Origin of the sequence: Streptomyces sp. NPDC001904, assembly GCF_040297005.1 — a bacterium.
Lineage (GTDB): Bacteria > Actinomycetota > Actinomycetes > Streptomycetales > Streptomycetaceae > Streptomyces.
The window spans coordinates 55,376-81,991 of sequence record NZ_JBEOYI010000029.1; the positions used below are offsets into that span (position 1 = coordinate 55,376).

22 protein-coding genes and 1 tRNA gene are annotated in these 26,616 nt (G+C 68.5%); 3 read left to right on the forward strand and 20 right to left on the reverse strand.

The window, feature by feature from the left end; genetic code table 11:
• Positions 1-4: 4 nt before the first annotated feature.
• The 15 genes from fusA to ABT127_RS33255 form a co-directional block, all read right to left on the reverse strand.
• A complete protein-coding gene (fusA, locus tag ABT127_RS33185; RefSeq protein WP_351458251.1) occupies positions 5-2,131 on the reverse strand; it encodes an elongation factor G in 2,127 nt (708 codons plus the stop codon).
• Between the two features lie 39 nt (positions 2,132-2,170).
• On the reverse strand, positions 2,171-2,641 hold the full coding sequence (rpsG, locus tag ABT127_RS33190; RefSeq protein WP_111663838.1) for a 30S ribosomal protein S7: 471 nt from the start codon (positions 2,639-2,641) through the stop codon (positions 2,171-2,173).
• 2 nt (positions 2,642-2,643) lie between these two features.
• A complete protein-coding gene (gene rpsL / locus ABT127_RS33195) occupies positions 2,644-3,015 on the reverse strand; it encodes a 30S ribosomal protein S12 (RefSeq protein ID WP_003948652.1) in 372 nt (123 codons plus the stop codon).
• 350 nt (positions 3,016-3,365) lie between these two features.
• A complete protein-coding gene (locus ABT127_RS33200) occupies positions 3,366-3,911 on the reverse strand; it encodes a DUF1707 and DUF4190 domain-containing protein (RefSeq protein ID WP_502971822.1) in 546 nt (181 codons plus the stop codon).
• Between the two features lie 118 nt (positions 3,912-4,029).
• Entirely contained in the window at positions 4,030-7,929 is a 3,900-nt protein-coding gene (locus ABT127_RS33205) for a DNA-directed RNA polymerase subunit beta' (protein ID WP_351458255.1), read from the reverse strand.
• Positions 7,930-8,029: 100 nt separating this feature from the next.
• Positions 8,030-11,515 carry a DNA-directed RNA polymerase subunit beta gene (rpoB, locus tag ABT127_RS33210; protein ID WP_351458258.1) on the reverse strand — a complete coding sequence of 1,162 codons (3,486 nt, stop codon included), beginning with the start codon at positions 11,513-11,515 and terminating at the stop codon, positions 8,030-8,032.
• Positions 11,516-12,086: 571 nt separating this feature from the next.
• Positions 12,087-12,470, reverse strand: coding sequence for a 50S ribosomal protein L7/L12 (gene rplL, locus ABT127_RS33215; protein WP_351458261.1), 384 nt, complete (start codon positions 12,468-12,470; stop codon positions 12,087-12,089).
• 110 nt (positions 12,471-12,580) lie between these two features.
• Positions 12,581-13,111 carry a 50S ribosomal protein L10 gene (gene rplJ / locus ABT127_RS33220; protein WP_351458264.1) on the reverse strand — a complete coding sequence of 177 codons (531 nt, stop codon included), beginning with the start codon at positions 13,109-13,111 and terminating at the stop codon, positions 12,581-12,583.
• 259 nt (positions 13,112-13,370) lie between these two features.
• A complete protein-coding gene (locus ABT127_RS33225) occupies positions 13,371-14,267 on the reverse strand; it encodes an SCO4651 family lipoprotein (RefSeq protein ID WP_351458267.1) in 897 nt (298 codons plus the stop codon).
• A gap of 69 nt (positions 14,268-14,336) precedes the next feature.
• A complete protein-coding gene (locus ABT127_RS33230; protein ID WP_351458269.1) occupies positions 14,337-15,023 on the reverse strand; it encodes an SCO4651 family lipoprotein in 687 nt (228 codons plus the stop codon).
• Between the two features lie 131 nt (positions 15,024-15,154).
• Entirely contained in the window at positions 15,155-15,886 is a 732-nt protein-coding gene (gene rplA / locus ABT127_RS33235; RefSeq protein WP_111663831.1) for a 50S ribosomal protein L1, read from the reverse strand.
• A gap of 91 nt (positions 15,887-15,977) precedes the next feature.
• Complete coding sequence (gene rplK, locus ABT127_RS33240) at positions 15,978-16,412, reverse strand: 50S ribosomal protein L11 (RefSeq protein WP_351458272.1); 435 nt, start codon at positions 16,410-16,412, stop codon at positions 15,978-15,980.
• A 198-nt stretch (positions 16,413-16,610) separates the two neighbouring features.
• On the reverse strand, positions 16,611-17,501 hold the full coding sequence (gene nusG, locus ABT127_RS33245) for a transcription termination/antitermination protein NusG (protein WP_351458274.1): 891 nt from the start codon (positions 17,499-17,501) through the stop codon (positions 16,611-16,613).
• Between the two features lie 77 nt (positions 17,502-17,578).
• Positions 17,579-17,866 carry a preprotein translocase subunit SecE gene (secE, locus tag ABT127_RS33250; protein ID WP_351458277.1) on the reverse strand — a complete coding sequence of 96 codons (288 nt, stop codon included), beginning with the start codon at positions 17,864-17,866 and terminating at the stop codon, positions 17,579-17,581.
• Between the two features lie 107 nt (positions 17,867-17,973).
• A tRNA-Trp gene (locus ABT127_RS33255) sits at positions 17,974-18,046 on the reverse strand.
• A 202-nt stretch (positions 18,047-18,248) separates the two neighbouring features.
• Between ABT127_RS33255 and ABT127_RS33260 the strand changes: the two genes are divergently transcribed.
• Positions 18,249-19,499, forward strand: a complete 1,251-nt coding sequence (locus ABT127_RS33260; protein WP_351458280.1) for a pyridoxal phosphate-dependent aminotransferase — start codon at positions 18,249-18,251, stop codon at positions 19,497-19,499.
• 132 nt (positions 19,500-19,631) lie between these two features.
• Positions 19,632-20,654, forward strand: a complete 1,023-nt coding sequence (locus ABT127_RS33265) for an adenosine deaminase (protein WP_351458283.1) — start codon at positions 19,632-19,634, stop codon at positions 20,652-20,654.
• A gap of 5 nt (positions 20,655-20,659) precedes the next feature.
• Here the strand turns inward: ABT127_RS33265 and ABT127_RS33270 are convergent, their stop codons facing one another.
• Positions 20,660-21,265, reverse strand: a complete 606-nt coding sequence (locus tag ABT127_RS33270) for a TetR/AcrR family transcriptional regulator (RefSeq protein WP_351458286.1) — start codon at positions 21,263-21,265, stop codon at positions 20,660-20,662.
• 117 nt (positions 21,266-21,382) lie between these two features.
• On the opposite strand from ABT127_RS33270, the gene ABT127_RS33275 reads away from it, so the two are divergent.
• Complete coding sequence (locus ABT127_RS33275; protein ID WP_351458288.1) at positions 21,383-22,015, forward strand: NAD(P)-dependent oxidoreductase; 633 nt, start codon at positions 21,383-21,385, stop codon at positions 22,013-22,015.
• 3 nt (positions 22,016-22,018) lie between these two features.
• Here the strand turns inward: ABT127_RS33275 and ABT127_RS33280 are convergent, their stop codons facing one another.
• The 4 genes from ABT127_RS33280 to ABT127_RS33295 form a co-directional block, all read right to left on the reverse strand.
• On the reverse strand, positions 22,019-23,425 hold the full coding sequence (locus tag ABT127_RS33280; protein ID WP_351458291.1) for a hypothetical protein: 1,407 nt from the start codon (positions 23,423-23,425) through the stop codon (positions 22,019-22,021).
• Between the two features lie 98 nt (positions 23,426-23,523).
• Positions 23,524-24,579 (reverse strand): UDP-N-acetylmuramate dehydrogenase, encoded by a 1,056-nt coding sequence (locus tag ABT127_RS33285; RefSeq protein ID WP_502971823.1) that lies wholly within the window; start codon positions 24,577-24,579, stop codon positions 23,524-23,526.
• Positions 24,580-24,641: 62 nt separating this feature from the next.
• Complete coding sequence (locus tag ABT127_RS33290; protein WP_351458294.1) at positions 24,642-25,022, reverse strand: DUF3291 domain-containing protein; 381 nt, start codon at positions 25,020-25,022, stop codon at positions 24,642-24,644.
• 65 nt (positions 25,023-25,087) lie between these two features.
• Positions 25,088-26,521, reverse strand: coding sequence for a DHA2 family efflux MFS transporter permease subunit (locus tag ABT127_RS33295; protein WP_351458297.1), 1,434 nt, complete (start codon positions 26,519-26,521; stop codon positions 25,088-25,090).
• Between the last annotated feature and the right edge of the window lie 95 nt (positions 26,522-26,616).

Consider the following 26,616-nt stretch of genomic DNA (forward strand, 5'->3'; position numbering starts at 1 on the left):
TGAGTTACTCGCCCTTGGCCTTCGCGATGATCTCCTCGGCGACGTTCCGCGGAACCTCGGCGTAGGAGTCGAACTGCATCGAGTAGCTCGCGCGACCCGACGTCTTGCTGCGGAGGTCTCCGACGTAGCCGAACATCTCCGAGAGGGGCACGAGGCCCTTCACGACGCGAGCGCCGCTGCGCTCCTCCATGGCCTGGATCTGGCCACGGCGGGAGTTGATGTCACCGATGACATCGCCCATGTAGTCCTCGGGCGTGGTGACCTCGACGGCCATCATCGGCTCGAGGAGCACGGGGGACGCCTTGCGCGCGGCCTCCTTGAAGGCCTGCGAACCGGCGATCTTGAAGGCCAGCTCGGAGGAGTCGACCTCGTGGTAGGCACCGTCGAGAAGCGTGACGCGGACGCCCGTCATCTCGTAACCGGCGAGGATGCCGAACTGCATGGCCTCCTGCGCACCGGCGTCCACCGACGGGATGTACTCCCGCGGGATACGGCCACCGGTGACCTTGTTCACGAACTCGTACGACGCCTCGCCGCCCTCGATGGGCTCGATCGCGATCTGCACCTTGGCGAACTGACCGGTACCACCGGTCTGCTTCTTGTGGGTGTAGTCCACGCGCTCGACGGCCTTGCGGATCGTCTCGCGGTACGCGACCTGCGGCTTGCCGACGTTCGCCTCGACGCGGAACTCGCGCTTCATGCGGTCGACGAGCACCTCGAGGTGAAGCTCACCCATACCACCGATGATGGTCTGGCCGGTCTCCTCGTCCGAGTGCACCTGGAAGGAGGGGTCCTCCTCCGAGAGACGCTGGATGGCGACACCCAGCTTCTCCTGGTCACCCTTGGACTTCGGCTCGATGGCGACCTGGATGACAGGCGCCGGGAAGTCCATGGACTCCAGGATCACCTGCTGCTTGTCGTCACAGAGCGTCTCGCCCGTGGTGGTCTGCTTCAGACCCATGACGGCGACGATGTCACCGGCGCCCACCGACTCGATCTCCTCACGCTTGTTCGCGTGCATGCGGTAGATCTTGCCGATGCGCTCCTTCTTGCCCTTGACGGGGTTCAGCACCGCGGTGCCGGACTCCAGGCGGCCCGAGTAAACCCGGACGAAGGTGAGCTTGCCCAGGTGCGGGTCGCTCATGATCTTGAACGCGAGGGCAGCCAGCGGCTCGTCGTCCGACGGCTTGCGCTTGACGACGACCTCGGGGTCCTTGACGTCGTGGCCCTCGATGGCCTCGACGTCGAGCGGGGTCGGCAGGTAGCGCACGACGGCGTCGAGCAGGGGCTGAACGCCCTTGTTCTTGAACGCGGTGCCACAGAAGACGGGGGTGACGGTGGTGTCGCCGCCCTTGCCGGAGGCGATGGTGATGCGACGCACGGCGGCGTGCAGCTGCTCGACGGTGGGCTCGGTGCCCTCCAGGAACAGCTCCATCATCTCTTCGTCGTTCTCCGCGACGGCCTCGAGCAGCTTGCCGCGGTACTCCTCGGCAGCCTCGGTGTGCGTGGCGGGGATGTCGACGATGTCGTACGCCTCGCCCTTCGCGGCCTCGGCGGACCAGACGAACGCCTTCATCGTGACGAGGTCGACGACACCCTGGAAGTCGGCCTCGGCACCGATCGGGAGCTGCATGACCAGCGGGGTCGCACCGAGGCGGTCGACGATCATGTCGACGCAGCGGTGGAACTCGGCACCGGTACGGTCCAGCTTGTTCACGAAGCAGATGCGCGGCACGCCGTAACGGTCGGCCTGACGCCACACCGTCTCGGACTGCGGCTCAACGCCGGCGACGCCGTCGAACACCGTCACAGCACCATCGAGCACACGCAGGGAGCGCTCCACCTCAACGGTGAAGTCGACGTGCCCGGGGGTGTCGATGATGTTGATCGTGTAGTCGTCGTTCTCGAGCGGCCAGTGACAGGTGGTGGCAGCAGAGGTGATCGTGATGCCACGCTCCTGCTCCTGCTCCATCCAGTCCATCGTGGCAGCGCCGTCGTGGACCTCACCGATCTTGTACGAGACGCCGGTGTAGAACAGGATCCGCTCGGTCGTCGTCGTCTTGCCCGCGTCGATGTGAGCCATGATGCCGATGTTGCGCACCTTGGCCAGGTCAAGTGAAGTGGTAGCCATAAGGCTTCAGTCTTCTCTCGGTCTCGATGTGGGTAGCGACTACCAGCGGTAGTGCGCGAAGGCCTTGTTGGACTCGGCCATCTTGTGCGTGTCCTCGCGCTTCTTGACGGCAGCGCCGAGGCCGTTGGAGGCGTCGAGCAGCTCGTTCATCAGACGCTCGGTCATCGTCTTCTCGCGACGGGCGCGGGAGTAACCGACGAGCCAGCGGAGCGCGAGGGTGTTGGCGCGGCCGGGCTTGACCTCAACCGGAACCTGGTAGGTCGCGCCACCGACACGGCGGGACTTGACCTCGAGGGTCGGCTTGATGTTCTCGAGCGCGCGCTTCAGCGTGATGACCGGGTCGTTGCCCGACTTCTCACGCAGGCCCTCCATGGCGCCGTACACGATGCGCTCGGCGGTGGAGCGCTTGCCGTTCAGCAGCACCTTGTTGATGAGGGAGGTCACCAGAGGAGAACCGTAGACCGGGTCGATGATGACCGGGCGCTTCGGGGCGGGGCCCTTACGAGGCATTCTTACTTCTCCTTCTTGGCGCCGTAGCGGCTGCGGGCCTGCTTGCGGTTCTTGACACCCTGGGTGTCGAGCGAACCGCGGATGATCTTGTAACGAACACCGGGCAGGTCCTTCACACGGCCACCGCGCACGAGCACGATGGAGTGCTCCTGCAGGTTGTGTCCCTCACCCGGGATGTAGGCCGTGACCTCGATGCCGCTGGTCAGACGCACACGCGCGACCTTACGGAGGGCCGAGTTCGGCTTCTTCGGGGTGGTCGTGAACACACGCGTGCAGACGCCACGACGCTGGGGCGAACCCTCGAGTGCGGGCGTCTTGTTCTTCTCGACCTTGTCCTGCCGGCCCTTCCGGACCAGCTGCTGGATCGTAGGCACTACTTCTCCGGTTTCTGTGTGCCGAGTAGTAAAGCTAACCTGGAACTTTGCCGACCCACGCGGTCGGGTGTGTCGAATACTGCAGACCCCCGCTCAAGAGCGGGAGGCGGCAGATTGCGGTGGCCGTGATCAGACTGAGCGGACTGATCCGGACTCGCCGTGCGGCAGATGACACGCACAGGAGCCCAGGCACACCCCAGGCACAAGGTCTGAGCGTACCTACCTCACGGACTTCGGTCAAAACAAATGCAGCCCACTCCGACACGCCGGACTTCTCGCCCCCGCGTGCGGTATTCGTCCCGGTAGTCGGGGGTTTCCGGAGCGTGGCCGGAACGCACCCCCGGCCCTCCTCAGCCGGAGCTCGAGCTCGCGGCCGCGATCATGATGATGACCAGGAGAAACGCCCACCCGGCGATCCACAGCCAGCCGAGCACGATGCCGCCGACGGCCATCCCGTCGCCCTGCTCCTGAGTGCGACGGATCTCACCCCGTGCCATGTGTCCGAGGATCACCGCGGGAATCGCGGTGAGGCCTCCGCAGAAGAACGTCCCCACGCCACAGGCCAGCGCGCCGATCGCCTTGGCGTTGGTGGGCGGCGCCGGGGCCGGCAGGAAGGTCCGCGGGACCTGCCCCATGGGCCCCGGCATGGGCGCCTGCTGCAGCCCCACGGGCCCCTGCGGCAGATCCGCGACGAGGGTGCTCAGCTCCCCCAGGGTGCGCGCCTGATAGGCCCGCTCGATCCGCTTCTCGTACTCCGGCTGCGGCAGCCGCCCCTCGGCGAACCCGGCCCGCAGCACATCGACGGCCCGCTCCCGGTCGGAGTGCGCGGCCAGCATCGCGCTCTGCTGGTTCTGCTGCGGCGGCCAGGGAGCCGGCTGCCATTGCGGATTCGACACGAGACCACTTCCCCCGGAGCTGAGCTGTTGTGCCCTCCATCATGCGGCAACGCGCCGCAGGGCGGCCACTCCGAACTCCTGTCGGAATGACCGCCCTGCGGTTCACACACCTGCTCGCTTACTGGTTGTACGGACCGTAGTCGTAGTCCTCCAGCGGAACGGCCTGGCCGGAGCCGGTGCCGAACGGCGAGTAGTCGATGTCGTCGTAGCCGACGGCCGAGTACATCGCGGCCTTGGCCTCCTCGGTGGGCTCCACCCGGATGTTGCGGTAGCGGGACAGACCCGTACCGGCCGGGATGAGCTTACCGATGATGACGTTCTCCTTGAGGCCGATGAGGCTGTCGGACTTGGCGTTGATCGCCGCGTCCGTCAGCACTCGGGTCGTCTCCTGGAAGGAGGCGGCCGACAGCCAGGACTCCGTCGCCAGCGAGGCCTTGGTGATACCCATCAGCTGCGGACGGCCGGAGGCGGGGTGACCGCCCTCGGTGACCACACGACGGTTCTCGGTCTCGAACTTCGAGCGCTCGACGAGCTCGCCCGGCAGCAGCTCCGCGTCGCCGGACTCGATGATCGTCACACGGCGCAGCATCTGCCGGATGATGATCTCGATGTGCTTGTCGTGGATCGACACACCCTGCGAGTTGTAGACCTTCTGGACCTCGCCGACCAGGTGGACCTGGACGGCACGCTGACCCAGGATGCGCAGCACGTCGTGCGGGTTGGTGGCACCCACGGTCAGCTTCTGGCCGACCTCGACGTGGTCGCCCTCGCCCACGAGCAGACGGGCACGCTTCGAGATCGGGAACGCCGTCTCGTCGCTGCCGTCGTCCGGGGTGACGACGAGCTTCTTGGTCTTCTCGGTCTCCTCGATGCGGACGCGGCCCGCGGCCTCGGAGATCGGGGCGACACCCTTCGGCGTACGAGCCTCGAAGAGCTCGACGACACGGGGCAGACCCTGGGTGATGTCGTCACCGGCCACACCACCGGTGTGGAAGGTACGCATCGTCAGCTGGGTACCGGGCTCACCGATGGACTGGGCGGCGATGATGCCGACCGCCTCACCGATGTCCACCAGCTTGCCGGTCGCCAGCGAGCGGCCGTAGCAGAAGGCACAGGTGCCGACCGCGGACTCGCAGGTGAGGACCGAGCGGGTCTTGACGACCTCGACGCCGTGCGCGACCAGCTGGTCGATGAGCACGTCACCCAGGTCGACGTTGGCCGGCGCGATGACCTTGCCGTCGACGACGATGTCCTCGGCGAGCATGCGGGCGTACACGCTGGTCTCGACGTCGTCGGCCTTGCGCAGGACGCCGTCCTCGCCACGCGCGGCGATGGCCAGCTTGAGACCACGGTCGGTGCCGCAGTCCTCCTCGCGAATGATGACGTCCTGGGAGACGTCGACCAGACGACGGGTGAGGTAACCCGAGTCGGCGGTACGCAGGGCGGTGTCGGCGAGACCCTTACGGGCACCGTGCGTGGAGATGAAGTACTCCAGCACGGACAGGCCCTCACGGAACGACGCCTTGATGGGACGCGGGATCGTCTCGTTCTTGGCGTTCGACACCAGACCACGCATACCGGCGATCTGACGCATCTGCATCATGTTTCCTCGGGCACCCGAGTCAACCATCATGAAGATGGGGTTGGTCTTCGGGAAGTTCGCGTTCATCGCCTCGGCAACCTCGTTGGTCGCCTTGGTCCAGATCGCGATGAGCTCCTGAGTGCGCTCTTCCTTCGTGATGAGACCGCGCTCGTACTGCTTCTGGACCTTCTCGTCCTGCGCCTCGTACCCGGCGACGATCTCCTTCTTCGCCTCGGGAACGACGACGTCGGAGATGGCCACGGTGACACCGGAGCGGGTGCCCCAGTAGAAGCCGGCCGACTTCAGGTTGTCGAGCGTCTGCGCCACGATGACCTTGGGGTAGCGCTCCGCCAGGTCGTTGACGATCTCGCCGAGCTGCTTCTTGCCCACCGAGTAGTCGACGAACGGGTAGTCCTCGGGCAGCAGCTCGTTGAAGTGCGCGCGGCCCAGGGTCGTGCGCAGCCGGAAGCTGTCGCCCGCCTGGTACTCCGGCTCGCCCTCCTCGGCGACCGGCGGCGTCCAGCCACGCGGCGGGATGGTGCCCACCGGGAAGCGGATGTCGACCGCGGACTGCAGCGCCAGCTCGCCGGCGTCGAACGCCATGACCGCCTCGGCCGTGGAGCCGAACGCGCGGCCCTCGCCCTTGGTGTCACGGAGCTCACCGTCGGTGGTGAGGAAGAACAGACCGAGGACCATGTCCTGGGTCGGCATCGTCACCGGACGGCCGTCGGCGGGCTTGAGGATGTTGTTCGAGGACAGCATCAGGATGCGGGCCTCGGCCTGCGCCTCCGCGGAGAGCGGCAGGTGGACGGCCATCTGGTCACCGTCGAAGTCCGCGTTGAACGCGGTGCAGACGAGCGGGTGGATCTGGATGGCCTTGCCCTCGACCAGCTGCGGCTCGAAGGCCTGGATGCCGAGGCGGTGCAGGGTGGGAGCACGGTTCAGCAGAACCGGGTGCTCGGCGATGACCTCTTCGAGGACGTCGTACACGACCGTGCGGCCGCGCTCCACCATGCGCTTGGCGCTCTTGATGTTCTGCGCGTGGTTCAGGTCGACCAGGCGCTTCATCACGAACGGCTTGAAGAGCTCCAGCGCCATGGCCTTCGGCAGACCGCACTGGTGCAGCTTCAGCTGGGGACCGACGACGATCACGGAACGCGCGGAGTAGTCCACACGCTTACCGAGAAGGTTCTGACGGAAACGACCCTGCTTGCCCTTGAGCATGTCGCTCAGGGACTTCAGCGGGCGGTTGCCGGGACCGGTCACCGGGCGACCACGACGACCGTTGTCGAAGAGGGCGTCCACGGCCTCCTGGAGCATGCGCTTCTCGTTGTTCACGATGATCTCGGGCGCACCGAGGTCGAGAAGGCGCTTCAGGCGGTTGTTGCGGTTGATCACGCGGCGGTACAGGTCGTTCAGGTCGGAGGTCGCGAAGCGGCCACCGTCCAGCTGCACCATCGGACGCAGGTCCGGCGGGATGACCGGCACGCAGTCGAGCACCATGCCCTTGGGGCTGTTGCTGGTCTGCAGGAACGCGGAGACGACCTTGAGGCGCTTGAGCGCACGGGTCTTCTTCTGGCCCTTGCCGGTACGGATGATCTCGCGGAGGCGCTCGGCCTCCTCCTCGAGGTCGAAGGTCTCCAGGCGCTTCTGCAGCGCCGCGGCACCCATCGAACCGTCGAAGTACGTGCCGAAGCGGTCGCGCAGCTCGCGGTAGAGCAGCTCGTCGCCCTCGAGGTCCTGGACCTTGAGGTTCTTGAAGCGGTTCCACACCTCGTCGAGACGGTCGATCTCGCGCTGGGCGCGGTCGCGCAGCTGCTTCATCTCGCGCTCGGCACCCTCGCGCACCTTGCGGCGCACGTCGGCCTTGGCACCCTCGGCCTCGAGCTCGGCCAGGTCGGTCTCGAGCTTCTTGGCGCGGGCCTCCAGGTCGGAGTCGCGGCGGTTCTCGACCTGCTGACGCTCGACCTGGACGTGCGCCTCGAGGGAGGGCAGGTCGCGGGTACGGCGCTCCTCGTCCACGTACGTGATCATGTACGCGGCGAAGTAGATGACCTTCTCGAGGTCCTTCGGGGCGAGGTCGAGCAGGTAGCCCAGACGCGACGGAACGCCCTTGAAGTACCAGATGTGGGTGACGGGAGCGGCGAGCTCGATGTGGCCCATCCGCTCACGACGCACCTTGGCGCGCGTGACCTCGACGCCACAGCGCTCGCAGATGATGCCCTTGAAGCGAACGCGCTTGTACTTGCCGCAGTAGCACTCCCAGTCCCGGGTCGGACCGAAGATCTTCTCGCAGAAGAGTCCGTCCTTCTCGGGCTTGAGGGTGCGGTAGTTGATGGTCTCGGGCTTCTTGACCTCGCCGTGGCTCCACTGACGGATGTCGTCAGCGGTGGCCAGACCGATCCGGAGCTCATCGAAGAAGTTGACGTCGAGCACTATGCGTCAATCCCTCTCAGGGTTGTAAGTCTGTGGTCTGAAACGGGGGTCGCGGGGTCGGTGCGGGGGCTCATCCCTGAGCCCCCGCACCGGACTCCCGTCAGACCTCTTCGACGCTGCTCGGCTCGCGCCGGGACAGGTCGATGCCGAGCTCCTCCGCCGCGCGGAAGACGTCCTCGTCGGTGTCGCGCATCTCGATGGACATGCCGTCCGAGGACAGCACCTCCACGTTGAGGCACAGGGACTGCATTTCCTTGATGAGCACCTTGAAGGACTCGGGAATGCCGGGCTCGGGGATGTTCTCGCCCTTGACGATGGCCTCGTAGACCTTCACGCGGCCGGTGACGTCGTCGGACTTGATCGTCAGCAGCTCCTGGAGGGCGTAAGCGGCGCCGTACGCCTCCAGCGCCCACACCTCCATCTCACCGAAGCGCTGGCCACCGAACTGAGCCTTACCACCCAGCGGCTGCTGGGTGATCATCGAGTACGGACCGGTCGAACGGGCGTGGAGCTTGTCGTCGACCAGGTGGTGCAGCTTGAGGATGTACATGTACCCGATGGAGATCGGGTCCGGGAACGGCTCACCGGAGCGGCCGTCGAACAGCCGCGCCTTGCCGGACGGGAGGACCATGCGGTCGCCGTCGCGGTTCGGGATGGTGTGCTCCAGCAGACCCGCGAGCTCGTCCTCACGCGCACCGTCGAAGACCGGGGTCGCGACGTTCGTACGCGGCTGGACCTGGTCGGCACCGATCGCCTGGAGGCGCTGGGCCCACTCGTCGCCGAGGCCGGAGACGTCCCAGCCCTGGCTGGCGAGCCAGCCGAGGTGGATCTCCAGGACCTGTCCCGGGTTCATTCGGGACGGCACACCCAGCGGGTTCAGGATGATGTCGACCGGCGTTCCGTCCTCGAGGAACGGCATGTCCTCGATCGGAAGGATCTTCGAGATGACACCCTTGTTGCCGTGGCGGCCGGCGAGCTTGTCACCGTCCGTGATCTTGCGCTTCTGCGCCACGTAGACACGAACCAGCTGGTTCACGCCCGGCGGCAGCTCGTCGCCCTCTTCACGGTCGAAGACGCGGACACCGATGACCTTGCCGATCTCGCCGTGCGGGACCTTCAGGGAGGTGTCACGGACCTCGCGGGCCTTCTCACCGAAGATGGCGCGCAGCAGGCGCTCCTCCGGCGTCAGCTCGGTCTCACCCTTGGGCGTGACCTTGCCGACGAGGATGTCGCCGGCGACGACGTCCGCACCGATGCGGATGATGCCGCGCTCGTCGAGGTCGGCGAGGACCTCCTCGGAGACGTTCGGGATGTCCCGGGTGATCTCCTCCGGGCCGAGCTTGGTGTCACGGGCGTCGACCTCGTGCTCCTCGATGTGGATCGAGGAGAGGACGTCGTCCTGCACGAGGCGCTGCGACAGGATGATCGCGTCCTCGTAGTTGTGACCCTCCCACGGCATGAACGCCACGAGCAGGTTCTTGCCGAGGGCCATCTCGCCCTCTTCGGTCGCGGGACCGTCGGCCAGGACCTGACCGGCGATGATCCGCGCGCCCTCGTCCACGACGACCTTCTGGTTCACAGAGGTGCCCTGGTTGGAGCGGGAGAACTTGTGCAGGCGGTACGTGGAGTACGTGCCGTCGTCGTTCGTGATGGTGATGTAGTCCGCGGAGACCTCCTGGACCACACCGTCCTTCTCGGCCTTGAGCACGTCACCGGCGTCGGTGGCGCAGCGGTACTCCATGCCGGTACCGACGAGCGGCGCCTCGGACTTGATGAGCGGCACGGCCTGACGCATCATGTTCGCGCCCATGAGGGCACGGTTGGCGTCGTCGTGCTCGAGGAACGGGATCATGGCGGTCGCGACCGACACCATCTGGCGCGGCGAGACGTCCATGTAGTCGACGTCCGTGCCCGGCACGTAGTCGACCTCTCCGCCACGACGGCGGACCAGCACGCGGTTCTCGACGAACTGGAAGTCGTCGTTCAGCGGCGCGTTGGCCTGCGCGATGACGAAGCGGTCCTCTTCATCGGCGGTCAGGTAGTCGACGTCGTCGCCGACGACGCCCTCGACGACCTTGCGGTACGGCGTCTCGATGAAGCCGAACGGGTTGATCCGTCCGTACGAGGCGAGCGAACCGATCAGACCGATGTTCGGGCCTTCGGGGGTCTCGATCGGGCACATGCGGCCGTAGTGCGACGGGTGCACGTCTCGGACCTCGAAGCCGGCCCGCTCACGGGAGAGACCACCCGGGCCCAGGGCGTTCAGACGACGCTTGTGCGTCAGCCCCGACAGCGGGTTGTTCTGGTCCATGAACTGGGACAGCTGCGACGTACCGAAGAACTCCTTGATCGACGCCACCACGGGGCGGATGTTGATCAGGGTCTGCGGGGTGATCGCCTCGACGTCCTGGGTCGTCATGCGCTCGCGCACGACGCGCTCCATACGGGCGAGACCCGTACGGACCTGGTTCTGGATCAGCTCACCGACGTTACGGATACGGCGGTTGCCGAAGTGGTCGATGTCGTCGGTCTCGACGATGATCTCGCGACCCGACTCGGCGACCGTCTCGGTCTCACCGGCGTGCAGCTTGACCAGGTACTTGATGGTCGCGATGACGTCGTCGGTGGTGAGCACGCCGGCGTCCAGCGGCTCGTCGGCGCCGAGCTTCTTGTTCACCTTGTAGCGGCCGACCTTCGCGAGGTCGTAGCGCTTCGGGTTGAAGTAGAGGTTCTCGAGCAGCGTCTGAGCAGCCTCACGCGTGGGCGGCTCGCCCGGGCGCAGCTTGCGGTAGATGTCGAGCAGCGCGTCGTCCTGGCCCTGGGTGTGGTCCTTCTCCAGGGTGGCGCGCATGGACTCGTACTCGCCGAACTCCTCCAGGATCTGCTCGGTCGTCCAACCGAGAGCCTTGAGCAGGACGGTGACGGACTGCTTGCGCTTGCGGTCGATGCGGACACCGACCATGTCGCGCTTGTCGATCTCCATCTCCAGCCAGGCACCCCGGGACGGGATGATCTTGGCGGAGAAGATGTCCTTGTCGGACGTCTTGTCGATGGAGGAGTCGAAGTAGACACCCGGCGAGCGGACCAGCTGGGACACCACGACACGCTCGGTGCCGTTGATGACGAAGGTGCCCTTGTTGGTCATGAGCGGGAAGTCGCCCATGAAGACCGTCTGGGACTTGATCTCGCCGGTCTCGTTGTTGGTGAACTCGGCCGTCACGAAGAGCGGAGCGGCGAACGTGAAGTCGCGCTCCTTGCACTCGTCGATGCTGTTCTTCGGCGGCTCGAAACGGTGGTCGCGGAACGTCAGCGACATCGACCCGGAGAAGTCCTCGATCGGAGAGATCTCCTCGAAGATCTCCTCCAGACCGGACTTGGTGGGGACGTCCTGACCCGACTCCAGAGCCGCCTCGACCCGACTCTGCCAGGCGGTGTTGCCGAGCAGCCAGTCAAAGCTCTCGGTCTGCAGCGCGAGCAGGTTCGGAACCTCGAGGGGCTCCTTGATCTTTGCAAAGGAGATGCGCAGCGGGGCGGTGCTTGCGCCGTTGTTCGTATTCGCGGTCGAGGCGTTGCGCGAGGCGGCCAAGAGGGGGTCCTTCCGAGGGCTCGGACTCACTACGCGCGTACCGGTCCCAAGCCATGCAGAGGGAAGACAAGCCCTGGTCAGGGCCGAATCAGTCCACTGTGCTCAAGCGAGGGCATGCCCCTGGTGACGGGCAGGGAGCAGCTAACAGGCAGCGCAAAGGGACAGTGTAGCCAGAAGGCCCACTGATGTCCAGTGCGGGTTTTTAGACACCCTCGTTGTTCTCAACCGTTCACTGTGTGCGGCATGCCCTGTACGCGGAGCGCACATCCTTACTGCCCTCTTCGCCGTCGATCCATGCCTCGGAACCGGATCCTGTTGTGACGACGCGTCCTGAGAATTGCGCGCTGCGTGCTGTTCGTCAAGGCCCCCTCTTGGCCGAACAGGGGTGGCGCCAGGCACAACGAAGATCACCATACTCCGCGCGACCGACAGTGCAAGGCACCCTCGGCCTGCGAGCCAGCCAACGCCGAAGGGCGACCACCCAACTGGGTGATCGCCCTTCGGTACCTCGGTGTTACAGCTCCGGAGGGAGCAGTTTCACCGGAGAGGAGTCAGCAGACTCGCAGAGGTCTTACTTGACCTCGACGGAGGCGCCGGCGCCCTTGAGGGCCTCGGCGGCCTTCTCCGCGGCGTCCTTGGCGACCTTCTCGAGGACCGGCTTCGGGGTGCCGTCGACGAGGTCCTTGGCCTCCTTCAGGCCCAGGGAGGTCAGCTCACGCACGACCTTGATGACCTGGATCTTCTTCTCGCCGGCACCCGTGAGGATGACGTCGAACTCGTCCTGCTCGGCCTCGGCCTCGGCCGGGGCACCGGCGGCGGCCGGGCCGGCAACGGCGACGGCGGCAGCGGCGGTGACGTCGAACTTCTCCTCGAAGGCCTTCACGAACTCGGAGAGCTCGATGAGGGTCATCTCCTCGAACTGGGCGAGCAGGTCTTCCTGGCTGAGCTTCGCCATGATGGGCGATCCTTCCACTAAATCGGCTGGTGCCGGTTGTCCATGTAGGCGGGCGTACTGTCGGCCCGCTTCGACCGTCGCCTCAGGCGGCGGTCAAGGTGCGAGCCGAATTACTCGGCACCGCCCTGCTCGGCCTGCTTGGCACGAAGCGCCTCCGCGGTGCGGACGAACTTCGAGGGCAGCGCCTGGAAGAGCTGAGCAGTCTGGGACTGCTTGCCCTTGAACGCGCCGGCCAGCTTGCTGAGCAGAACCTCGCGGGACTCGAGGTCCGCGAGCTTCTTGATCTCGTCGGCGGACAGCGCCTTGCCGTCAAGGACACCGCCCTTGATGACGAGGTTGGGGTTGTCCTTGGCGAAGTCACGAAGACCCTTCGCCGACTCCACCGGGTCACCGGTGACGAAGGCAACCGCCGTCGGACCGTTGAACAGGTCGTCGAGCGTGTCGATCCCGGCCGCGTTGGCCGCGATCTTGGTCAGCGTGTTCTTCACCACGGCGTACTCGGAGTTCTCACCGAGCGAACGGCGCAGCTGCTTGAGCTGGGCCACGGTGAGACCCCGGTACTCGGTCAGCACGGCGGCGTTCGAGCTGCGGAACTTGTCCGTGAGCTCGGCTACCGCGGCAGCCTTGTCGGGCGTCGGCATAGAGCGTCGGCCTCCTTCCGGGTGATGAGGACCGCTCAGAAGGGGCCGACAAAACAAAACGCCCCAGCGCAGGCGCTTGGGGCGTGGGCTCGACCGGTACGAACGAATCCGTACGGGAGCGCTTCCTCAGTCACCTGCGCGGGTCGTCCGCAGTCTCAGCGGATCCTTCGGCCACCGCACCCTCTTGCGAGAACACAGCGACGACCAGCGGTCTTTGGCTTCTGTGGAAGAGTACGGGACCGGGGTCGCGTCAAGCAAATCAGCCCTGGAGCCCGCCCTTGCCGAGCCTGTCGAGCCTGCCGAAGGACTTCATGAGGTCGAAGGTCTGACCGGCGGGCGGGATCTCGGCCCGCACCGCGGCCCCGTAGTCCGAGAACCTCTCCGACATCTCGACGGGGCCCTGCGAGCTGCCCATCGTGACGTCCAGCCGGACCGGCAGGTCGTCCTTGTTCACCCACAGCTCGGTGTCGTAGTCCTTGATGCCGGCCTGCTCGACGCTCTTCAGGAGGCGGCCGCGCTCGTCCGCGCCGAGGACCTTCAGCGAGTCGTTCGACTTCATCATCTCCTCGACCGTGAGCCTGCCCTTGTAGTGCTCGGTCCGCTCGCCGTCGAGGGTGGCGGAGCCCAGGTGCTTCAGGTTGGGCGAGTCGAGGAGGACGGCGATCTGCCGCGCCGGGTCCTGGTCCATGCTGCCGAGGCCGCCGGCCTGCCCGCCGAGGCCGGCGAGGTCCAGCTTCATCCAGCGCTTGCCGTCCGTCTCCCGGGCGGCGGCCGCGCCCCCGTCCACGTACATGACGTCGTCCTGCATGACCATGCGGACGGTGCCGGGCAGTTCCATCCCGCCGGCGGCGGCGCCGGAGCCCTTCATGGTCATATCCATGACGGTCGGGTTCCAGCCCATGGTGCCGGAGAGCTTCATGGTGCCGGCGCCGAGCGACGACGGCGTCCTCATCGTCATCGTGACCTTGGCGGACCCGGCCTCCGCGGTCTTCTTGTACGCGGCCGTGACCGCCTGCGACGCGGCCTGGTGGCCGCCGGTCCCGGACGCGGACTTCGTGCCGCTCGCGCCGGAGCCGCCGCCGCACGCCACGGCTCCCGCGCACAGCAGTGCGGTCGCGGCGACGGCGCCGACCGTGCGTCGTACGGCAACAGTCATCTCAGAACCACCCCTTAGAACACGTGTACTCATCGCACCTTAGGGGACGCCTCGGACAGCCGTCCGGTTTCAGCCGCCCGCGGCCACGTCGGCGAAGTCGACCGTGTCGTGGGCGGGCGGCCGCTCGGCCGTGGCGGCGGCACCGTAGTCGCTGTAGTGGACGGTGACGGTGAAATCGCCCTCGCGGTAGGCGCGTTGGACCAGGAGGTGGCGGGCGTCCACCCACACCTCCAGGCGCTGCTTCCCGGCGGTCCCCCGGTAGTGGGTGGTCGCGGTGCCGCGTACGGTCGCCCGTCCCACACGGTGGACGTCGTCGGCCGCGCCGAGCGTCTTCAGGGCGTCGGCCGGGCTGAGGTCGCTGGTCCTGTCGTACGGGTGCCGGATCCAGTGCCTGCCGTCCTGCCCGGCGGCGAACGTGTCCGTCATCCGCGTGTAGTACGCGTCGGGCAGGAAGCGGGTCTGGGACGGGTCGCCGCCCAGCTTCCTCGTGGAGGCCGCCAGTTCGCCGCCGGTGACCCGCACCGTCACCGTGCCCTCGACGCCGCGTGACCAGCTGAGGGCGCCGGTGGAGCGCGAGGAGAGGGCGCCGCCGGTGCGCATCGTCGCGTCGACGCGGGCCGAGCCGGCCGCGGCGACCTTCTGGCGGGCCATGCGCAGCGCGCCGGCCGCCTCGTCCGCGCCGGGATGCCGTGCGCCGCCGCAGCCCGTGAGCAGTGCGCCCACGGTGGCCAGCACCACCAGTCGTCCGTGCCTCATCCGCTCCCCCGGGTCGATCACCGCGACGCTAGCGCAGCCGCGCGCGGGGAAGGGCGGGAAAAGAGGAACGGGCCCCGCTCCTCCCGAAGGAGGTGCGGGGCCCGTCGCCGACTTCAGCGAGCCTGATTGGCTCAGACCGCGGCCGGGTCCTCCTCGACGAGGAGGTTGCGGGTGCGGTTCGGGTCGACCGGAACGCCGGGGCCCATCGTGGTGGCGATGGCGGCCTTCTTGATGTAGCGACCCTTGGCGGCGGACGGCTTCAGACGAAGGATCTCGTCGAGGGCCGCGCCGTAGTTCTCCACCAGCTTGGTGTCGTCGAAGGACACCTTGCCGATGATGAAGTGCAGGTTCGAGTGCTTGTCGACGCGGAACTCGATCTTGCCGCCCTTGATCTCGTTCACGGCCTTGGCCACGTCCGGGGTCACGGTGCCGGTCTTCGGGTTCGGCATCAGGCCACGCGGACCGAGCACGCGGCCGAGGCGGCCGACCTTGCCCATGAGGTCCGGGGTGGCGACAACGGCGTCGAACTCGTTCAGGCGCTGGCCCTTGGAGATCTCGTCGATGAGCTCGTCGGAGCCGACGATGTCGGCGCCGGCGGCCTCCGCGGCCGCAGCACGGTCACCGGTCGCGAAGACCAGGACCCGGGCGGTCTTGCCGGTGCCGTGCGGGAGGTTCACGGTGCCACGGACCATCTGGTCGGCCTTGCGCGGGTCAACGCCCAGGCGGAAGGCGACCTCGACGGTGCCGTCGAACTTCGTCGCGGAGGTCTCCTTGGCGAGACGGATCGCCTCGAGCGGGGCGTAGAACTTGTCCCGGTCGATCTTGGCGTCCGCAGCGCGGAGAGTCTTGCTGCGCTTGCTCACTACTGCTCCTGTGTATGTCTGAGGAGTCGTGGTGCGGGCCGAGCAGGCCCTACCACGGTGTTCTGCCTACGAGGGGCTACGAGAGGTGCCGTCAGCCCTCGACCGTGATGCCCATGGAACGGGCGGTGCCGGCGATGATCTTCGACGCGGCGTCCAGGTCGTTGGCGTTGAGGTCGACCATCTTGGTGGTGGCGATCTCGCGGACCTGCGCCTCGGTGATCTTGGCGACCTTGGTCTTGTGGGGCTCGCCGGAGCCCTTCTCGACACCAGCGGCCTTGAGGATCATCTTCGCGGCCGGCGGGGTCTTGGTGACGAAGGTGAACGAGCGGTCCTCGTAAACCGTGATCTCCACCGGGATGACCCAGCCACGCTGCGACTCGGTCGCGGCGTTGTAGGCCTTGCAGAACTCCATGATGTTGACGCCGTGCTGGCCCAGCGCGGGGCCGACCGGCGGGGCCGGGTTGGCAGCGCCGGCCTGGATCTGGAGCTTGATGAGCCCCGTGACCTTCTTCTTCTTGGGAGGCATGTGCTCTCTCTCCGGGTCTTAGTGAGAGTGTTCAGCCGCCACCCGTGCACGATGATCGTCCAGATCATCCGGATGGAGGCATACCGCACAACGATAACGGGTATCCATGCGCGGCTAAAAACCGAGCAGGTCAGACAGGCTTTTGGGAGCCCATCTGACCTGTTCGGAAGCGGTGTGCCCAGAAGGTGCCGGTTGCGGCTAGTTCTTCTGGATCTGGTCGAAGCTGAGCTCGACCGGGGTCTCGCGGCCGAAGATCTCGACGAGGCCCTTGACCTTCTTCGAGTCGGCGTTGATCTCGTTGATCGTGGCCTGGAGCGTGGCGAACGGGCCGTCGGTGACGGTGACCGAGTCGCCCACCTCGAAGTCCAGGACCTCGACGGTGACCTTGCGGGCCGGAGCCGGCTTGCCCTCGGCCTCGGCGGCCTCACGGGCGGCCTTCTCCTCGGCCTCCGGGGCGAGCATCTTGACGATCTCGTCCAGGGTCAGCGGGTACGGGTCGTACGCGTTGCCCACGAAGCCGGTGACGCCGGGGGTGTTGCGGACGACGCCCCAGGACTCGTTCGTCAGATCCATGCGGACGAGAACGTAACCGGGCAGCTTGTTCTGCCGGACGTTCTTGCGCTCGCCGTTCTTGATCTGGACGATCTCTTCCTCGGGCACCTCGGCCTGGTAGATGAACTCCTCGACGTTCAGCGAGACGGCACGCTGCTCCAGGTTCGCCTTCACGCGCTTCTCGTAGCCCGCGTAGGTGTGGATGACGTACCACTCGCCGGGCAGACCGCGGAGCTCGTCGCGGAGGGCGGTCACCGGGTCGACCGGCTCCTGCTCCTCCTCGGGCTCCTCGTCGGCGGCCTCGACCTCGTCGGCCTCGTCGGTCTCGGTGTCGTCGTCGCCCTCGGCGTCGTCCGCGTCGGCGGCCTCGACCTCGACAGCGGCTTCTTCGGCGGGCTCACCGGCGGCGATGTCGGCAGCCTCGGCCTGGTCCGGGTCCTCGGCGTCCGCCGCCTCGACGATGTCGAGCTGGTCCTCCACGGACTCCGCGTTGTCCGCGCGCGGCTCAACGGCGTCGTTCAGGTTCGGGTCAGACACGGTGGCTGCTTCTTCCTGGATACAAGGGGGTGGAACACGCGAAAGGGGCGCCGAAGAGGCGCCCTCCGCATTTCGGCTCAGCCGAAGACGTACTTCACGAGGTGGCTGAAGCCATAGTCAATCACGGTGACGAGACCGATCATGATGACGACGAAGACGATCACCACGGTCGTGTACGTCGAGAGCTGACTGCGCGTCGGCCAGACGACCTTGCGGAGCTCCGCGATGATCTGGCGGTAGAAGAGCGCGAGACGGCCGAAGGGGCCCTTCTTGCCGCGCTTGCCGCCCTTCTTTCGAGCCTTCTTCGACTCGGGGGCCTCATCCTCAGCATCAGGCATGTCGATGGAGCCCACGGCGTCCGTCACTCGTCCTCACCTGATTCCGGGTCGTGGCCGTGCCGCGCCCGGTTGAGCCGCACGGCGGTGCAATGCAGTACGTACATGCGCACACATCCTGGCGAAGGTGTGTGTAGCAGGGCCGGAGGGACTTGAACCCCCAACCGCTGGTTTTGGAGACCAGTGCTCTACCAATTGAGCTACGACCCTTTGTTTCCCCCAACGTACCGCATCCGCCGATCCGCACGGAGTGCGGCCGGAAAGTGCGGCCGGTGAAGGCCAACGAGCAGTGAGTGTACGTGCTCCGCGGCCCTCCGTCGAACGAACAAGGACGGGAAGTCGATCAACGGTGGATCCGGTGGTCTTCGAAACCCGTGTGCCGGGCGGGTTTCCGGTCTGGAACGATGGGGTTATGAGCGCTGCAACTCCTTCTCCTTCCGCTGGTGGTTCCTCTCCTACCGAGCGCCGGGTCTCCGCCCGTGTCGGCTCGATCTCCGAGTCCGCGACCCTCGCGGTCGACGCCAAGGCCAAGGCCCTCAAGGCCGCCGGGCGTCCGGTGATCGGCTTCGGCGCCGGTGAACCCGACTTCCCGACGCCGGACTACGTGGTCGAGGCGGCCATCGAGGCGTGCAAGAACCCGAAGTTCCACCGCTACACGCCGGCCGGCGGGCTGCCCGAGCTGAAGTCGGCGATCGCCGCGAAGACGCTGCGCGACTCCGGCTACGAGGTCGACGCCTCGCAGATCCTGGTGACCAACGGCGGCAAGCAGGCCATCTACGAGGCGTTCGCCGCGATCCTCGACCCGGGCGACGAGGTCATCGTCCCGGCCCCGTACTGGACCACGTACCCGGAGTCGATCCGTCTCGCCGGCGGCGTGCCGGTGGAGGTCGTGGCCGACGAGACGACCGGATACCGCGTCTCCGTCGAGCAGTTGGAGGCCGCGCGCACCGAGCGCACCAAGGTCGTGCTCTTCGTGTCGCCGTCCAACCCGACGGGCGCCGTGTACAGCGAGGCCGACGCCGAGGCGATCGGCCGCTGGGCCGTGGAGCACGGGCTGTGGGTCATGACGGACGAGATCTACGAGCACCTCGTCTACGGGGACGCGAAGTTCACCTCGCTGCCGGCGATCCTGCCCGAGCTGCGCGACAAGTGCATCGTGGTCAACGGTGTCGCGAAGACGTACGCGATGACCGGCTGGCGCGTGGGGTGGATCATCGGCCCGAAGGACGTCGTGAAGGCCGCGACGAACCTGCAGTCGCACGCCACGTCGAACGTCTCCAACGTGGCGCAGGCGGCCGCGCTCGCCGCCGTCTCCGGTGACCTGACCGCCGTGGAGGAGATGAAGAAGGCCTTCGACCGGCGTCGCCAGACGATCGTGCGGATGCTCAACGAGATCGACGGCGTGCTCTGCCCGGAGCCGGAGGGTGCCTTCTACGCGTACCCGTCGGTGAAGGGGCTGCTCGGCAAGGAGATCCGCGGCAAGCGCCCGCAGACCTCGGTCGAGCTGGCCGCGCTGATCCTGGAGGAGGCCGAGGTCGCCGTGGTTCCCGGCGAGGCCTTCGGTACCCCGGGCTACCTGCGGCTTTCGTACGCGCTGGGCGACGAGGACCTCGTCGAGGGCGTCTCCCGGATGCAGAAGCTGCTGGCCGAAGCCCAGGACTGAGTGCTCTGCGTCACATCTTCACGGGCGGGCCGTCTCCTTCTTCGAGGAGGCGGCCCGTTTCTTCGTTCGGGCGGGACCCCGAAGGTGGAAAGGCGCTACCGGTACGACAGGTACGTACGGCAGGATCTTGGGATGGAGCGTGAAGGACGTGATGTACGTCAGTTGCCCAAGGCCCATCTGCATCTGCATTTCACCGGGTCGATGCGGCCCACGACCCTGCTGGACCTCGCGGACAAGTACGGGGTGCGGCTGCCCGAGGCGCTGACCGGGGCGGAGCCGCCGAAGCTGCGGGCCACGGACGAGCGCGGCTGGTTCCGGTTCCAGCGGCTCTACGACGCGGCGCGGTCCTGCCTGCGGGAGCCCGAGGACATCCAGCGGCTGGTGCGGGAGGCCGCCGAGGAGGACATCGCCGACGGGTCGGGATGGCTGGAGATCCAGGTCGACCCGACGTCGTACGCGCCCAGACTGGGCGGGCTGATCCCCGCGCTCGAGATCATCCTGGACGCCGTGGACAGCGCCTCCCGCGAGACCGGGCTCGGGATGCGCGTGCTGGTGGCCGCGAACCGGATGAAGCACCCGCTGGACGCCCGTACGCTGGCGCGGCTCGCGGTGCGGTACGCGGACCGGGGCATCGTCGGTTTCGGGCTCTCCAACGACGAACGGCGCGGGATGGCGCGGGACTTCGACCGGGCGTTCGCCATCGCGCGCGAGGGCGGTCTGCTCTCCGCGCCGCACGGTGGCGAGCTGACGGGCCCGTCGTCCGTGCGCGACTGCCTGGACGACCTGGAGGCCCACCGGATCGGGCACGGGGTGCGCGCCGCCGAGGATCCGCGGCTGCTGCGGCGGCTCGCCGAGTCCGGTGTCACCTGCGAGGTGTGCCCGGCGTCGAACGTCGCGCTCGGGGTCTACGAGAAGCCGTCGGACGTGCCGCTGCGCACGCTCTTCGACGCGGGGGTGCCGATGGCGCTCGGCGCCGACGACCCGCTGCTGTTCGGCTCGCGGCTCGCCGCCCAGTACGAGCTGGTGCGCCGCCACCACGGCTTCACGGACGCCGAACTGGCCGAGCTGGCCCGGCAGTCGGTCCGCGGTTCGGCGGCGCCGGAGGAGGTCAAGGAGAAGCTCCTGAGCGGCGTGGAGGAGTGGCTGGCCGCCTGACGCCGTCAGGCGATCCCGGTGAGCAGCGTGCGCGCGATGTGCGCAGCGAACTCGTCGACGGGCTGCGGCGGTTTGCCGTCCGGCGACATGTCGTAGGCGAAGGCGCGCTGTGCGCAGGCGCCCAGGAGGAGGGACGCGGCCGCGTACGTGTCGGCGCCCGCGCCGATGCGGCCCGCCCGCTGTTCGGCCCGCAGGTAGGCGTCGAGGCCCTGGATCGGCCGGTGCGGGCCCTTGCCCAGCTCGCGCATCACCTCTTCGTGGCGGCGCTTGAGCTTCGGCTCCGCGTACAGGGACGCGGCCATCGGGAAGGTCTGCTCGTAGAAGAGGGCCGCTTCGAGGGCGATGTCCCTGAGGTTCTCCTCGACGGTGCGGCCGGAGTCGCCCGCGCCTTCCGCGAGGAGGCGGTCCAGGAGCGAACCCAGCTTCGGAAGGCGCTCGTTGAGCACCGTCACGAACAGCTCCTCCTTGTTGGCGAAGTACTTGTAGAGCGCCGCCTCTGAGCACCCGGCCGCCTGTGCGATCGCCTTGGTGGTGGTGCGGGCGAGGCCGATGCTCAGCATGAGTTCGTGGGCCGCTTCGACGATGCGGACGCGGGCCGGCTTCTGGTCCATGCGGGTTCCAACCAACCTTGACGCGGAGGTGAGTACTCACTCACTCTAAGGGTGGAACAGGGGTGAGTGAGTACTCACCCACCACCCTCTGCGGGTGAGCGAACCTGGAGGTACGCCATGAAGCTCACGGTCTTCGGCGCGACCGGTGGCATCGGACAGGAGATCGTCCAGCAGGCCCTGGCGGCCGGGCACGAGGTGACGGCGGTGGTGCGCGATCCGGCCCGCCTCACCGTGACCGGTGAGCGCCTGTCGGTCGTCCGCAGCGACCTGTCGGACCCCGAGTCGCTGCGGCCCGCGGTGGCCGGACGGGACGCGGTCCTCTCCGGGCTCGGCGCCCGCCGGCGCGCGGACGCGGGCATCGCGGCGACGCTCACGCGGTCGGTCCTGCGGGCCATGGAGGCGGCGGACACGCGCCGGCTACTCGTGGTGAGCGCGGCGCCGGTGGGCCCGACGCCGGAGGACTCACCGCTCGTCGACCGGCTCGGCGGCAAGCTCATCGGCGCGCTCCTGAAGGACATCTACACCGACCTGACGGCCATGGAGGCCGAGCTGGCGAGCAGCGCGACCGACTGGACCTCGGTACGGCCGCCCCGGCTCCAGAACAAGCCGCTCACCGGCGTGTACCGCACCGTCGTGGGCGGCTTCCCGCGCGCGGGCCGCTTCGCGGGGCGGGCAGACGTGGCGCACGCGATGCTGGCGATGGTGGACGATCCGGCGACGGTGAAGCAGGGGGTCGGGGTGGCGTACTGAGGCTCACGCCCCGCCCGCGTCCCCCGGCGTCAGGGTCTGCCGGCGCAGCTCCGCGGCGGTGCGCGCGATGTCGGCGTGGCTCATGCCCTCGGCGCTGACCAGGACCGTGCCGAAGCTGCCGTGGTCCGCCCAGGTGCAGGCGCCCTGCGCCTCACCCGCGAGGAGCGGCTGGAACGTCAGGCAGTCGACGCGGCCGCCCAGGCGTCCCGGCGCCGGGTGCCACGTTCCGGTCACCTGCGCGCCGGTCATCTCGATGCCCTCGCCGAAGAGTCCGGTGATGTCCCCGGGCTCGACATCGTGCAGATCACCCGTGGCGCCGAACAGCACCACGGCGGGCAGCCGGGCGCCCTCCTCCCCGTAGGCCGCGAACAGCCGCTTCCCCTGCGGGGCCATCGCGTCGTCGGACATGAACGCGGCGTAGACGCTCAGCGCGGGGCTCTCGCCGACCTGGCCCAGACCGTGGAACGTCCGCGGCGCCACGGCCTCGTAGTGCGGGTACGCCACACTGCGGGCGTAGGCCCACGTGGCCGACGCACCCGCCGACGCCACCAGGATGAGCGCCGCGCAGGCCGCCACCGCCTTCTGCCGCGGGCTCACCGGCGGGATCCCGGGCGCGCCCGGCGCGGGCTCGCGGTGCTCGACCGGCAGAGCGGCCAGTGCCCGGCGGCGGGCGCGGCGCAGCAGGGCCTGCTCCTGGCGCACGGGAGCGGTCAGCAGGAAGACGGCGAGCAGCAGCCAGGACGGCAGTTCGAGCGCCGTCACCGTGAGGATCAGCGCGGAGGCGGCGACGGCCAGGAGCAGCGCCGCCGGGTACGGGTGGCGCAGCACCGCGCGCGCGGGTGCCGCGACCGGCCGGGCCAGCTCGTCCAGCGTCGCGGCGCGCACGGCGAGGCGCCGGTCGTGCGGCCATGCGGCGGCGGCCTGCGCGGCCTCCTCGGCCGCGGCCTTCGGGTCGACGCCCCGGAGCAGCACGGTACGCACGTCATGGCGCTGGATCCGCGCCTCGGAGGGCGGCTTGGGCCCGGGGGCGCTGCCGGCCTGCCGTGCCTGCGGGGAGTCGGGGGCCAGTTCGGCCAGCCGTTCGGCCGCCGCGCGTCCGCGCGCCAGCCGCCCCGGGTGTTCCAGCCCGTCGGCCGCCAGCGCGAACTCGGCGTACCCGGCGAGCAGGTCCAGGTCGTCCGGGAAGGCGTCGAGCCCGGCCCGGTAGGCGCGCTCCGCGGCGGTGTCGTGGTCGTCGTCGTCCTCGGCGGCGTGGGCGCGAGCGAGCACGAGGTACAGGCCCGGCTGCGGTGCGTCCGCGTCGAGGCCGGCCGTCGCCTCGGCCCTGGCCGCCTTCAACTCCCCCGCGCGCAACAGTCGTTCGGCGCGCTCGTACGCGGGCAGCGCGATCTGCCCGCTGGTGTCCTGCATCTGTGGTCCCCACCCCTGATGTGCGTGTCGAACAGCTCGTCGACGCCGTCACTATCAGGGGCGGACCCTCATCCGGTCAATCCCTGAAAAACCGCTGCTCAGAGACGGACGCCGACGGTCACGGGTTCGTTGACGAGCGTCACGCCGAAGGCCTCCCTGACGCCCGCCACGACCTCGCGGGCCAGCGTCAGCAGGTCCTCGGTGCTGGCCTCGCCGCGGTTGGTGAGGGCGAGGGTGTGCTTGGTCGAGATGCGGGCCGGGCCGGTGCCGTAGCCCTTGGTGAAGCCGGCCTTGTCGATGAGCCAGGCGGCGGAGGTCTTCGTCAGCCCTTCCCCGGCGGGGAACGCGGGCGCCTTCGCGTCGGGGCCCAGGCGTTCGGCCACGCGCGCGTGGAACGCCGCGAACTCCTCGTCCGTGAGGATCGGGTTGGTGAAGAACGACCCGGCCGACCAGGTGTCGTGGTCCTCGGGGTCGAGCACCATGCCCTTGCCCGCGCGCAGCTTCAGGACGGTCTCGCGGGCGGTCGCGGCCGGGACCCGGTCGCCGGCCTCGACGCCGAGGGTGCGCGCGGTCTCCGGGTACTTGACGGGCGCGCTCAGACCGCCCGCGTCCTCCAGCTCGAACCGCACGCGCAGCACCACATAGCGGTCGGGTTCGGCCTTGAAGCGGCTGTGCCGGTACGAGAAGGCGCACTCGGCGTTGGCGACGGTGACGGTCTCGCCCGCCGCGCGGTCGTAGGCGATCACCTCGGTGATCGTGGCGGAGACCTCCTGGCCGTACGCGCCGACGTTCTGGATCGGGGTCGCGCCCGCGGAGCCCGGGATCCCGGCGAGGCACTCGATGCCCGCGAGGCCGGCTTCGACGGTGCGCGCCACGGCGTCCGTCCACACCTCTCCGGCGGCCAGCTCCAGCTTCGTACCGTCGAGTGCGAAGCCCTTGGTGGCGATCCGCAGGGCGGTGCCCGCGAAACCGGCGTCGCCGATGACGAGGTTGCTGCCGCCGCCGATGATCAGCAGCGGGGTGCCGGTGGCGTCGGCCTCGCGCACCGCGTCGATCACCTCGGCGTCGGTGGTCGCGGTGATCAGCCGGGTGGCGGGCCCGCCGAGCCGGAAGGTGGTCAGGGGGGCGAGAGGGGCGTCGTGGAGTTCCTGCACGCGCTCCAGGGTACGAGAACGGCCCCGCCGCGCCGACGGGGCCGTGTCCTGCGTGCCGGGTCTCACCGGAATCGCCGCAGGGCGTCCTCCCAGTCCAGGGGCAGGTCGCCGGCGGGCGCCTTCCAGGTGAGGAATTCGGAGTCCTTCATCTGTCCGCGCAGGCCCCCGGCGGCGGGCCCGTGCGGCGCGGAGGCCGCGAAGTCCTTCAGTGCCCGGGGCGACTCCCAGGCGGAGAGCGTCCAGAAGGTCCGCTTGAGGGGCGCCGCCTTCAGGGTGGCTCCGTAGGCGCCGGGGGCGCGCCCCACCTGGCGCCAGACGGCGGGCGTACGGGCGAAGAACTTCAGGGCGCCCCACAGGGTGCGGGTCTCGAAGCGCGAGGCGAAGACGAGCACCTCGGCTCCGGCGGGCGGCGGGTTCGGCGTGGTCCAGGGCAGGGTCGGCATGACGTGCTCCTTCGACTGCGAGCGGGGGCTGCGGGCGAGTACCGGTTCCGTACGAGGTGCTGCTGTCAGGCGTTCTCGAGAACCGGTCCCGGCTCCACCGGCTCCGGCGCCGCGTCGGCCGTGCGCCGGGTGCCGGGGATGGCCAGGGCGGCGGCGCCCGCGACGGCCACCAGGGCGGCGCCCACCCAGAGCGCGGGCCGGATGCCGTCCACGAAGCTCCGCGCGGAGTCGTAGCCGCCCTGCGCCGAGAAGATCGACGCCATGATCGCGATGCCGAGCGCGCCGCCGACCTCGCGCAGCGCGTTGTTGGAGCCGGAGGCGATGCCCTGCTCCTCGGGGCGGACGCTGGCCATGACCAGGTTGGAGGCCGGGGCGAAGTACAGGGCCATGCCGACGCCGCTGACGATCAGGGCCGGCAGCTGGGCCGCGTAGGAGACGTCGGCCGAGATCACGACGGCGAACCAGGCGAGCCCGAGCGCCTGGAGGAAGAGTCCGGCGGCGGCGATGGTGCGGCCGCTGATCCGGTCGGAGAGGTATCCGGCGATCGGCGCGACCAGCATCGGCATGCCCGTCCAGGGCAGCATCCGCAGGCCCGCCTCGGTGGGCGAGTAGCCGAGGACGCCCTGGAGGAACTGGCTGAGCAGGAAGATCGAGCCGAACATGCCGAGGAACATCAGCATGCTCGCGGCATTGATCCCGGCGAAGGCGCGGGAGCGGAAGAGCCGCATGGGGAGCATCGGGTTCTTGGCGCGGATGCCGTGGAGCACGAACCCGGCGAGCAGGGCGGCTCCCGCGAACAGCCCGGTCAGGACGACGGTGTCGCTCCAGCCGACGATGGGCGCGCGGACCAGGCCGTAGACGATGCCGAACAGGCCGCCGCTGGCGAGCAGGGTGCCGGTGAGGTCGAGCGGGGCGCCGGTGCCGTACGACTCCTTGAGGCGGAGCCGGGCGAGGGGCAGCAGGGCGAGGCCCACCGGGACGTTCAGCCAGAAGATCCAGTGCCAGGACACGTGTTCGGTGAGGGTGCCGCCGATGAGCGGCCCGGAGGCGACCGCGAGCCCGTTCGCCGCGCCCCAGATGCCGAACGCCATCCCGCGCTTGGCGGCCGGTACGGCGGCGCTGAGCAGGGTCAGGGTGAGCGGCATCATGATCGCGCCGCCGACGCCCTGCACCGCGCGGGCGGCGATCAGCGCGTCGATCCCGGTGGCCATCGCCGCGGCGGCGGAGGCCCCGGTGAAGACGGTGATGCCGATCAGGAAGAGCCGGCGGCGCCCGAACCGGTCGCCGAGTGCCGCGCCGAACATCAGCAGGACGGCGAAGGTGAGCGTGTACGCGCTGACCGTCCACTCCAGATCGTCGAGGGCACCGCCGAGGTCCTGGCGGATGGACGGCAGGGCCGTGGTGACGACGAGATTGTCCAGGGCCGCCATGAACCCGGCGACGCTGGTGATGACGAGGGCCCAGACGGCTCCCCCGCGTTGTGCCTGCTGCTGTGACATCGCTTCCCCCAGTGTTCCTCTGCGTGTTCCCTGTGTGCTGCCAGATGGTTAGTTATTGATGACTAACTTTTACGGCCGTGAAAAAGCGGCCGCAT